10 protein-coding genes are annotated in these 11,838 nt (G+C 31.2%); 2 read left to right on the top strand and 8 right to left on the bottom strand.

Annotation, left to right across the window (positions count from 1 at the left end):
* Window positions 1–87: 87 nt before the first annotated feature.
* The 8 genes from ACXIHB_RS04850 to ACXIHB_RS04815 all read right to left on the bottom strand — a co-directional run bounded on the left by ACXIHB_RS04850 (window position 88) and on the right by ACXIHB_RS04815 (window position 8,896).
* Complete coding sequence (locus ACXIHB_RS04850; protein ID WP_462099066.1) at window positions 88–1,929, bottom strand: PLP-dependent aminotransferase family protein; 1,842 nt, start codon at window positions 1,927–1,929, stop codon at window positions 88–90.
* A 225-nt stretch (window positions 1,930–2,154) separates the two neighbouring features.
* Window positions 2,155–2,523, bottom strand: a complete 369-nt coding sequence (locus ACXIHB_RS04845) for a VOC family protein (protein WP_253057428.1) — start codon at window positions 2,521–2,523, stop codon at window positions 2,155–2,157.
* Window positions 2,524–2,723: 200 nt separating this feature from the next.
* Window positions 2,724–3,539 carry an AraC family transcriptional regulator gene (locus tag ACXIHB_RS04840; RefSeq protein WP_462099065.1) on the bottom strand — a complete coding sequence of 272 codons (816 nt, stop codon included), beginning with the start codon at window positions 3,537–3,539 and terminating at the stop codon, window positions 2,724–2,726.
* Between the two features lie 111 nt (window positions 3,540–3,650).
* Complete coding sequence (locus ACXIHB_RS04835; RefSeq protein ID WP_462099064.1) at window positions 3,651–5,789, bottom strand: amino acid permease; 2,139 nt, start codon at window positions 5,787–5,789, stop codon at window positions 3,651–3,653.
* 255 nt (window positions 5,790–6,044) lie between these two features.
* Entirely contained in the window at window positions 6,045–7,070 is a 1,026-nt protein-coding gene (locus ACXIHB_RS04830; protein WP_047790654.1) for an OmpA family protein, read from the bottom strand.
* A gap of 254 nt (window positions 7,071–7,324) precedes the next feature.
* A complete protein-coding gene (locus ACXIHB_RS04825; protein WP_462099063.1) occupies window positions 7,325–7,864 on the bottom strand; it encodes an HD domain-containing protein in 540 nt (179 codons plus the stop codon).
* Between the two features lie 34 nt (window positions 7,865–7,898).
* Window positions 7,899–8,411 carry a hypothetical protein gene (locus ACXIHB_RS04820; RefSeq protein WP_167714079.1) on the bottom strand — a complete coding sequence of 171 codons (513 nt, stop codon included), beginning with the start codon at window positions 8,409–8,411 and terminating at the stop codon, window positions 7,899–7,901.
* A 74-nt stretch (window positions 8,412–8,485) separates the two neighbouring features.
* On the bottom strand, window positions 8,486–8,896 hold the full coding sequence (locus ACXIHB_RS04815) for a hypothetical protein (RefSeq protein ID WP_462099062.1): 411 nt from the start codon (window positions 8,894–8,896) through the stop codon (window positions 8,486–8,488).
* Window positions 8,897–9,164: 268 nt separating this feature from the next.
* Between ACXIHB_RS04815 and ACXIHB_RS04810 the strand changes: the two genes are divergently transcribed.
* Together ACXIHB_RS04810 and ACXIHB_RS04805 are read left to right on the top strand one after the other, a co-directional pair.
* A complete protein-coding gene (locus tag ACXIHB_RS04810) occupies window positions 9,165–10,382 on the top strand; it encodes a tyrosine-type recombinase/integrase (RefSeq protein ID WP_462099061.1) in 1,218 nt (405 codons plus the stop codon).
* Window positions 10,383–10,385: 3 nt separating this feature from the next.
* Window positions 10,386–11,801, top strand: coding sequence for a hypothetical protein (locus ACXIHB_RS04805; protein ID WP_462099060.1), 1,416 nt, complete (start codon window positions 10,386–10,388; stop codon window positions 11,799–11,801).
* The last annotated feature ends 37 nt before the right edge of the window (window positions 11,802–11,838 follow it).

Genomic DNA, 11,838 nt, shown 5'->3' with positions numbered 1-11,838 from the left:
CTAATAGAGAAATTCCAATCGTTAAGATTTAGTTATGCTGAATCTTTTTTGATTTCTTCCTACGGTTGAAATGACGTTTTGTGGTTCTTAGATACTTTTTACAAAATCAAGGAAAACTTTTTTATGAAGCGCTAAATCCATATTAGGAGAAAGTGCTACACGAGCAATATAATCTTTATCACCTTCTTTGGTAGTTCCTTGGGTTGAGGTTGCAGGAATTGTCCAGTAACAACCTTTTAACTGTCCGTAGCTTACACAATACTTACTTTCATTCGGAATTTCAGTAATCATTAAATTGATAAGCTTTAAGTTTAAGGCTCTTTTATAGGCTTCTTTTTCTTCCGCAGTATTCCCTTTGGTAGGAAGGTCTAACGAAAATACTGATGGTGTAAATCCTTGCGCAGCTAGTTCTTCTGAAACAAAATTGATTTTAGCACCAGGTAATACTTCATGAATAAAGTTTACAAATTCACGTGTATTTTTATAAGCATCACTAATTCGTTGCGTCATCGAAGGCATTTGTGCAGCTAATATTTTGTATTGAAGCGGTGTAGCCTCGTTATCGCAAATATGTAAGTGTTTTTCTATTTTTTTGATTAACGCGTTGGTTGTTTTATTTCCAACACAGTATCCAGCAGTACATTTTCCACCACTAGGGAATTTAGATCCACTAGCAAACGAAATAGTTCTAATATTGGCTAACATGTCTGTATCTCCTAAAAAGTGAACATTCGGACAGAAAGTTTGGTCTAAAATAAACACAGGATCAACGGCTGTTTCACCCGTTGGAATCGTACGTTTTTTACTTAAAACATCTCTTAAATCGGTAAGGTTAGGTACTTCTACTCTTGGGTTGGTCGGAATTTCAGCAATGATATACGGAACCGCATCTTGTGCTGCAATGTTGGCTAATACGGTATCAATGCTCTCTACCATGTCGTTGTCTCCATCAACAGGTAAATCAACAATGTCTACGTTGTTTAAACAAGCAGCAACACGTCTCGCTTGGTCGTTTGTACCACCATAACAGTTTGGAGGCACTACAATTTTAATCGTTTTTCCCTTATGGTTTTCAAGAGCATCGTCAATCAATCCCATTAAAATGGCGTATTGTATTGAAAGTCCACTTGAAGCTACTAACGCTTTTGTACTGGTGTTGGTAATTTCATTGATGAGTTTCTCAACCTTCGCTTTGTTTTGTGCTACGTCAGTTACTGTAACATCATACGGCTCATCGATAAGACTTTTTAATGCTTTTAACGAATTAGCAGGAGTCATGGCAATAGTTTCTCTTCTTCTTACATGTTGAATGTCTGAAATATAAGAATCGTTTTGCTCTCCGTTTACTAATAAAAAGCTTCCTAATTCTGGGTGTGTATTGATGTAAAAATCAACGTTTGGTACAATCGTAAAGTTGCAAATAGCTTCTTGTTCAACAATCAATACGGTACTACCATCAAATTCAAGAATAGCTTCAACACTATCCACTTTTTTTAGTTCAAATTGATATCCGTATACATTTTTAATTACTTCAGCATCAAAAAAGCTAGGAATTTCATTGGTATACACTATTTGCGTGTTTTTATTAGCAAATAAATTCGCTCTTAACACAGCCAAAACAGGAACCGTTTGTGATGAAAAACTAATTACATTTGCTGCTTTAGTGTTGTATAGTTTGGCAATCGTCCACTCTAATACCGATGATAACGGATGCCCTAAACGAATATAATCGTATGCAGTTGGTAACTCGCTTAACGCTGAAGCAGTAGCATTGTTGTTGTTATACAAATCTTCAAACTGATCTAAAAACTGGGTTTTGGCTAGTTTTTCTACATAAATATCCAGACGGTGCGTGGTTAGGTTTAACCAATCTGCTGGCATATTTTCAACAACATTTTTTATATAAGTATGTACGTTTTTGTCTTGCATTATAGGTGTCTTTTAATAAGATTGCAAGATACGTTAATTAGATTTTTTTAGAAAGGGGAGAGAATGGTTTTATAAAGGGAGTTTTACTTTCGTTTGATGTATGAGCTGTAGCTGACTTTATAAATTTATGGGTTGGTTTTCAAGACACTTTAATAAAAAGAAATAACGGTTTGAGTTAGTACCCAAACCATTATTATTTCCCTTTATTGTTAGAAGTTTGTTTTTTTAATTTGGCGAATGAAGTCCAATTTTATTTCCTTCTGAGTCGAGAAAAATGGCAAAGTACCCGTTTTCGTCAGCGTGAGGTGTTTTAGGTATCATAACTTTACCACCATGTTCTTCTACTTTATCAATAATAGTTTGCAGATTGTCTCCACCATTAAGGTAAATAGTAACCCCACTTGCAGAAGGTTCATAACCTTCGCCTTGTATAATTACTCCTGTAACCATTTGACCTTCGTAAGGAAATACCCCCATTTCCATTTCTGGAAAATGGAATCTTTCAATTTCTATACCTAAAATTTCTTTGTAAAAATTAACGGCTCGTGTAATGTTGGTTGCAGGAATTTCAAAAATTGAGACATAACTTTTCATCTGTTGTATACTTTTAGTGATTGATTCTTTAGATTGTGTTGTTTTAGAGATTGAAGTGCCTTTGTTTTTGCAAGACACAAGGCAAAAAAATAGGGTAATAATGGTAATAAGTGTGTTATTTTTCATTTTCGGCTTAGTATTATTGATGCAAAACTAAGAGCAGAAAATTAGTTGAAATTGTAAAAATGCGACACCTTAGTTTATTTGTAAAAAAGGGTAGAAAGCTTCAAGCTTTCGTCAGTAAGAAACTCTTTTGGGTTTATTCCTGTAAATTCTCTAAAGTCTTTGATGAAGTGAGCTTGATCGAAATAGTCGCTTTTATAGGCAACATCAGTTAGGTTTTTAGACTTTTGGTTAAGCATCAATTTTAAAGCTGTTTGCAATCGAATTACTTTTCCTAACTGTTTGGGGCTTACTCCAATTTGTTTTTTAAAGTTTCTTTCAAGCTGTCTTCGTTTAGATAGGTTGTTTTCGAGGATTGAGTTTATAGAAACACTTCCGTTTGTAGAAAGGAGAGTATCCACAGTACTTTTTACTATTTTATGAATTGTTTTTTGGTTGTTGAACGTATCCAAAAGAAACTTTTCGATGATTTCTATACGTTGTATCGTATTTTCAGCGTTGGTTATTTTTTGTTGCAAACCATCTGCGGTTTCCTTGTCAAAAAGGAGATTCAAGGGTGTTTCTGTGCTTGCTAAGTTGTTGATTGGTTCAGAGATAAAATTAGCAAATCCATAAGGATAAAACCTAATGGCAAAAGTATTGACATAACCTGTTGGTTCAATGTAGAAAGGTTCAATTATTTGCCCTAATACCATTGCCCGTGGTTGAAGTATAAAGTTATTTTCGGAAGTGTATCGTTTTATATCGTCTCCAAGAATAAATGCCATTTCTATACAACCATCTGGTACAATTCGTTGTTTTTGTGGTTCGGAATGTATAGGTACTTCCAACGTCCAATAACAACTAATAATTGACTTTAAATTTGTATGTGGTTCGTATGTTTGGTAGTCCATTTTGTCGTTTAATCTTTTTCAGCATGAGACATGGTTTACCAAAGATATAACTTCTATCAGAAATATAAATTGATAACTAAGTTCAATAAAAATAAATAACCAAACCAAAAATTAAGAAGTCTCTTCAGTATCCAGTTTATCTATTTCATAACTCATATACTCTTTATACAGTTTCGCGATAGATTTGGTTTCTCCAAGTATGGTAAGTACATCATCTGTTAGTAAAACAGTTGAACCGTTAGGGGTAAACGTTTTATCATTTCTTTCAACTAAAGCCACTAAAACGTCTTTTGGTAACTGAATATCCTTTAGCTGTTTTCCTATCATGGTGTCTTGCGGAGTTCCTTCGAGTAGTTTGATGCTTACAAATCGTTCGTTTTGTAGTAAAAACTCCTTAATTTCTCTGTGACTATTCATTTTAAGCAAGGTTTTTACGATTTGCTCTCGTTCTAAAATATCAAGAAGTCTCGATAGCATACGGAGTTGCTGTTTTGGGTTTTCATCAGAATTAATTAGAAAAGCACAGATTTGTAAGGGCTTTTTAAACTCATAGTCTTCAGAGGGAAGTGTTCCTTCAATTGGTTTTTTAGAAATCACAATTTTCATGGAAGGATGTGAAACACTCTTAAACTTGGCATGAAAAACTAAAATACCTGGTAAAGTGATGACAGATTCATCGGGTACCGACTGAAAGAACTTGTGTAGTACCCCTTCTTTGTTGAGGTCTAACTCTCTACAAAAGTAATCGGAAGCGATATTTAAGACTTTATCAAAGTTAGTGGTATCCTTAAGTATTTTTATTTTCGATGTAATTACGGTTTCATCAAACGGATCTCCTTCACGAAGTCCTTTTTCTTTTAAAATGGTCATTAATTCATTCTCCAATTCATCGTATTGGTGTCTTCCTAAAAGCGCAAACCAATGAAAAATAGCGCCTTCTCGTTTTACTTTTCCTTTAGAATAAAAGTGATACCAAAGTACCCCAATAACAATAATACCAGAAGTAAAAAGTACTGGCATCCATCCTAAATAAATAATAAGGATGAATGAAATGATAATTCCGACAACTTGCATAAACGGATATAATGGAGATAAATACCCTGGATCGTATGATTCTATTTTACTTTTTCTAAAAACAATAACAGAGAAGTTAATAAAGATAAAAATCAATAATTGGAAGGTGCTAGCAAGCTTTACAATACCTTCTTCTGATAGTAGTAGAATGAATACAATAATTAATGCTGTAGTTAAAAATATAGCGACTACAGGACTTCCTTTTTTACCAATTCTAGCCAGAATAGCAGGAAACAGTTTATCGCGTCCCATAGCAAACGGATATCGTGATGCAGATAATAGTCCTGCGTTCCCTGTAGAAGCAAAAGCAGCAAGTGCTGCTACCGACATTAATAGTACTCCCACATTATCGGGTAACCATTTAAAAAGTTGTTCAGCAGCTGTAGCAGCTGGTGCCAATTCGTTGGCAAAGGCGGTAGGCTCAATAAGAGTTACCATAATAAAAACACCCAAACCATAAATTAATCCTGTAACGACTAAAGAAAGTATCATGCCTAAAGGAATGTTTCTTTCAGGGTTTTTAATTTCTTCTGCAACGCTTACTATTTGAGTGAGCCCTAAATAGGAAACGAAAACAAAACCTATGGTAGTAAACATTCCTCCAAATCCGTTTGAAAAGAAAGGAGTAAATTGTTTGTTAATAGATTCATTGGTGATAGTATCTGAGGTGAAGATAGAAAAAAGACCATCTGCAATAAAACCAATTAAAATGACTAATAGGAATATGACAAACACTTTTTGAAAAGCGGAGGTTTTTTTAGCCCCCACTAAGTTTAATGCCATAAAAAAAAGAGTGGCTATGATAGCAACTACCTTGGTAGGAACTTCCCAAAATATAGCGGCGTAAGCACCAATACCAATAATAGCAAAGGCTGTTTTTAGCATTAAAGCAAAATATGTACCTAGTCCGCCAATAGTTCCCATAAGTGGACCTAAGCTTCTGTCTAAAAAAAAGTAAGCACCTCCTGATCGTGGTAAGGCTGTTGATATTTCAGCAATACTAAACATGGTAGGTAGTATTAATACACCTGCAAGTAAGTAGGCTAAAAATACAGAAGGGCCTGTATAATGTGAGGCGATTCCTGGTAGTAAAAAGAAACCAGAGCTAAACATGGCTCCAGTACTTATGGCAAAAACATCAAATAATCCTAAGTCTTTTTTTAGTTTATTCCTCATGGCTTTTGTGTTTAAGGCTTATTATTAAGTGGTTAGACCATGAGAAGATATGAAAAAAATTACACTTTTTAGGTGCTATTTGGTTAAGGTAATGTTTGTAATGTGCTCTTTTAGAGGTTTTTTTGTTGCAAATACTAGTTTGATAGTAGAGAAGTACAGTTTTTATTGGGATGAGGTCCCAATAGTTTTTTATAAATTATAATATGTTGTGTTTTGTGTAAGCAGCAGTTTTTATACTGCTTACACGATATTTCTTTAAATTTTTCTTAGTTCAACTCTTCTATTTTGTGCTTTTCCTTCTTCTGTAGCGTTATTACCTATAGGTTTCGTGTGCCCAAAGCCTTTACTTTCTAGTCTTGATTCTTCAATACCTTCATCTACGAGTGACATAAGAACAGATTTGGCTCTGTTTTTAGATAGTTTCATATTAAAATCTTCATTACCCACATTATCAGTATGTCCTTCAATACTTATTTTTAAATTGGGATTTGTTTTTAACATTTTAGATATTTCACTCACTATTTCGTAAGAGTCAGCTTTAATTCTTGATTTGCCAGTATCGAAATTAATATGTAATGTAGCAAAGCCTTTAGTGTTTATTTCATTTATGATTTTATCTGCAGTTATTTTCTCTATTGTTTGTTCAAATTCTTTTGATTCCACAACTCCAATTTGTGCATTAGCCACATCAGAATAGATTTGAATTCCTATTTTTTTAGTAGGCGTTTTTAATACATACATACGAATAGGATGGTTTACAACATCTCCAACATAAAAATTATTAAAGTAAGTATAACGATCGTTTACGCTTTCTCCTTTTTGATTTACAAGTTCATTAGGTATTTTTCCTTCAAAAATAAGTTGAGCGCCAATAGCTGTTAAGTAGTCTTTAATACTTTTATCAAAATAGTATTGATTCCATTTTTGATTTCCATCCATCATAATTCCCATTTTATCTACTCGTCCTTCTATGTCAAAAAATGAATTACCGTCAAACATTTCAAGTTTGTGAAAGTCATAAGACTCTGTGCTGCTAGTATTTTTATTTACTAACATACCTTTTGGTGGTGTTATATAAGGGTATGCACCAATATCAACTTTAGATTCAATTATGTTTTCCCAAGAAAATTTTTTAGTGTTATTCTTTAATTCTTTTTTTTCTTTGGTTGTAACTTCATTATTAACAACTTCATCTAAGTTGTTTTTGGAAGTCTCTTTCTCATTTTTACATGAAATTAAAGTAATTATTGATAACAAACAGATTGAGTAAATTCTTTTCATTGTAATTCTTATTTAAGTTTGGCTTCTAATTGTTAATAACAGCTTTTATGTGCTTGTTAATTATGGAGTTAAATATAATATTTTTAAGTTTAGTTTAATGTTATTAATTATTTTAGTGGTTTTTTGAAGTTTCTTACATCTTCTTGAGATTGAAAGTAGGTTATATTTGTAATTAAGAGTTTATTACTACAGTTAAACATTATAAAGATTAATTTTATAGTTATTTCTCGGGAGAGTTTAATAATAAGTTATTCTTATTTAGTAGTATACTTTTTGTATTCAGCAATTTTATTTTCTAATCTTTTATTTAAATATTCATTCTTGTTATTTAGTGCTTCATTAATTACGATAGCTTCAGATAAATAGTGTTGAATTTTATCTTTCTTCCAATGTTTTGGTGGTTCTTGAAGGTTTGTAATTCTGTCTGCTAATTTTACCATTCCAACTTCTTTTTCAAGTTTGTTTATTCGGTTCAAGCTATCTATCATTTTCTCTTTTTTAGAGTTTATGTTTTTATTTTTAGTCAATGCTTGAACTCCATTAGCAACTTTTTCTCCAAATATGTTCAATAACTCCGAAAAGTCAGTATCAGTATCTTCTAATGTATCGTGGAGTAGCGCTAATTGAACAGCGTAATTCAAATCGAAATTGTTAGCTGCATTATGTGCTAAGATTATTTCCATAGCAACGTTAGAGATATGTAGCAAATAGTTGGAATTTGTACCAGGAACTTTTTGATCTTTATGCTTTTCTCCAGCAAACTTTATTGCTTTTTGATATAGTTCTTGTGTCATTTGAGGTGTTTTCTATTAATTGGCTACAACTTGTTTAATCTTTATAGTTTTCTAAGGCATATCTTACATTTTCATTTCTGCTGTTTATTAACTCCTTAATTATTTGATTGCTTTTAGGGGAGTTTATAGCTTTCAATGCGTGAACACATTTTCTTAAAGTTGGTTCGTTTTCATCATCGTACTTTCTGTAAATCTCTTCTTTTACAACAATTTCTTTTAGAGGCTCAGTAAACCTATCATCTTTAAAACCTCTAACTATATCAACAATATTTTCATGTTCTTCATGCCATTCAGCTAAAATAATTTCTTCAAAAACATCTATATACTCATTATCAGTGCCATCATAAAAGCATACAGTAATACAAAAGGTAAGTTTATCATTATCCTTGTTTTCAATAGCTTCTCTAAATAGTTTTAAAACTTGAGTTTTATATTTTTTCCTGTTAAGAGAAATACCCTCAAAAAAGTCTTTCCCTTGTCGTAGATTTTTTTCGTAATTAGAATAAATATCAGATAGTTTCTTTTTAGGAAAGAGTTTTTTTAGCATAGTATATTATTGTTCAAAAGGATAAAAAGTAGTTGAGAACAAGCAATTACTTATAATAATTACTGTAAGTGGCTCTATTTCGGGTTGATAAATAATATTTTTCGGTTAAACTCTTCTTCAAACTTATACAAAAAATCTAGTTCTTTTCCATATTCATCGTATTTCTCCCAAGGGGTTAACTTCTTTTCTGAGTCAAGAAAGCTTTTGATTTTTACTAACACTTCTTTACGAAGCTGTTCTGGTATGGTGTCTTCGAAATTTTCAATCCGATTGTTTTCTTCATAATTAATCAAAACATTGTGAAATTCTAATAGTTGATTTCGGAAGTTATTTTTTATAAATATTTCAACAGAAAATTCAAGATCAGATAATTCTGGTGGTATTACTATATCAAATATTGGGGTTACAACTAAATATGGCTCTCCCCAAGAAAATTTCTTCTCTTCTAATGAGCATTTAGGTAGTGTATCTGTATCTATTTTCACTTGTTTTGATTGAGTTGACGTTTTGTTATTTATATTGAGTGGAGTTGGACGTAGTTGAATCTGCCGCAATTGTGGTTATATATTGTTATATAGCATTATCACTCTTTTTCTTTAAATTACTCTTAAACCCTTTATTTATAATGGTTTTGTGTTTTTGTCTAATGCTAAATAATGCAATAAAATACGACTAAAAGTTAGGTTTGTTATACCTAATGTTGTACCTTAGTATTGCGTTGCACTAGTTTGCATAGCTTAAAACCAGAGTTTTATGTCATCAATAAAAGTAGTTTTAAGAAAAGATAAAATAGATAAAGCAGGAGAAGCACCTCTTTATTTACGTGTAATCAAAGACCGTAAAACTAAATTTATTTCATTAAGTCTAAAATTACAACCTAATGAATGGGATGAAGATAAACAAAAAGTAAAGAAGAATCGTCAAAATTCTACTAGGCTTAATGCGTATCTTTCTAAAAAGGTAGCTGATGCAACAGGAGAGGTTGCAGACCTTGAAAGAAAAAACAAAGCCACATCAGCCAGAAAAATTAAAGAAGCCATTAAAGGGAAGCCTTTAACTAATTTTTTTGACTATGCCTATAATCGTTGTGAGCAGTTAAAAGATACCGTTACACTATCTACTTACAGAAGTTACAGAAACAATATAGAAAAGTTTGAAAGGTTTATAGGGCATCGTGAATTAATGTTTGATGATATTACAGCTACCACCTTAAAGGATTATGCAGCATATTGCAGTTCAAGGCTAGGTAATAACAATACAACTATTAATTACGCTTTCAGAATACTAAACCTAATGTTTAGAGAAGCAAAGAAAGAAGATTTAATCTCCAATGAGCTTGTACCTTTTACAAAGTTTAAAGTAAAGAAAAACAAGACTACAAAGCGTTATTTAAACACAGAACAGTTTGAAGCCTTTATCAATTTAGAAGTACCACAAGAACACAAAGCACAAGTTATTAAAGATATGTTTATCTTTTCTGTTTTTTCTGGTGGGTTACGATTTGGAGATATTATTGAGCTACAATGGAAACATTATGATAGCAAAAACCTTAGAATTACAAAGACGATAAGAAAAACGAAAAGACAGCACAGTATTAGAATAGGTCAAAAAGCGGTTGATATTTTAGAGAAATACAGAACCCAAGACCAAAAGCAAAACGATATAATTTTTCCTTTTGCTAAAGTTGACGAGTTATATTTTAAAGATAGAGAACACAGAAGCTTAATAACTAATAGAGCAATTTCATTAAGTAATATGTATTTGAGCAGAATGGGAAAAGAATTAGAATTGCCCTTTAATTTATCCTTTCATATTAGCCGACACACCTTTGCTACTAGAGCTTTAAATAATGGTATGCGAATAGAACACGTTTCAAAACTAATGGATCATTCCGATATAGGTATAACCCAAGTATACGCAAAAATAATTAGTAGTGAATTAGATAACGCAGTAGATAAATATATCAATTAATTTATGAAAGAAATTGTTTTTGATAGTTTTAAAAGCACACTTCAAGAAGTGAAGATTTTAAATAATATCGTTGTAAAAGAAAAAAATAGTAAGTCTGAATTAGAAAGGAGCTTAAAACAAGCACAAGACCTTTTATTTTCAAGCTACAGTAACTTAAGTGTTTTTGCCGAATCAGTTAAAAGTTATATATCTGTTGGGTATAAGATTACACCTTTTGATAAAAAAGAGAAGAAACAAATATCAAAAATTGAAGCTAAAATAATTTATAACAAATTATTAAGTATCATAAATTCGGAATTAGATAAAGATATTATTGTACCAACAGAATCATTAATTCTTCAAAGTCAAGTTTCTTCATTAGGTTTAGCTTTTATTTCGGCTTCAATAGATGAAAATCTACAAAAAAATAATGGCGACTTAAATATTTCTAAATTAAAATCACAAGAATTATCAACAACACTAAATAAATATTTTGCAGCGATAATAAGTTACATCCAAGATATTTTATTGTACGACGTTTTTTTAATATTTGAAAAGCCAGAAATAACTTACTTACAAGAAATTGTTTTTACAACCGACTACAAAAAAGAATACATAGATAAATGGTTGAATTGTACTGTAACTTTTAATGAATTAAGAAGAAATAAAAGAACAGATCATTGGGCAGAAATATATGAGTTGAATTTAGATTTCGAACATATAGATAAAATCGAAAAACATCAAAAAAAACTCTTTAACGAACGTATTGAATCTGAAATTAGAAGTGCTTTAAATGATTTTGATGAATTAGAAGATGATGTTAAAAAAGAAGCTTTAAATAAAGAAATTAATTTAATTCAAGACTTTTTTAATAGTAATACATCGAAGACCATTGTTAAAAGGCTTAAAAATATTATAAGTTTTTCAAAACCAAAAGAGGTTATTCTAGAGTATGATAATATTTTAAGGGATAGGTTACTGTTAAGTGATTTTAATATTTATTCAGCTGGTAAATCAACTTATTCTTCAGTATTCGTTGCATCTTTTTTTATGAGGTATTTAGATCAATTAAAAGAACATACAAAAGGACTGAATGGAGGTATTGTTCCAGTAAAAGAATTAAAAAAAGATTTTACTACCCTTATACCACAAACTAAAAAACAAGATTATATTTTGCAGTTACTAGAAGATTTAAGTATTACAGTAAATGGTAAGTATGCATTAAGTCCAAAACGTAAAGGAGCTATAAGAGGAGTGGTAGAAGCACTTAGAGAAAAAAATATTGTACAAAACTTAAGCTTAGAAAAGCTAAACAACGCAATAGCTTCTAAAATAGATCTAGAGTTAAAATCTAAACTAGACTGGTCTAAAACTTCAGATGATTACAAAATGAAAACATTCAAATACATAGAAAATAAACCATTTCAAAAAGAAACATAAGGTCTTAAAAGGTTAAATAAGGTCAACCTTATAATAA

The organism is Tenacibaculum sp. IMCC1 (assembly GCF_054906355.1).
Note: the sequence above shows the minus strand (reverse complement) of the source record. Positions and strands in the feature narration are given on the sequence as shown.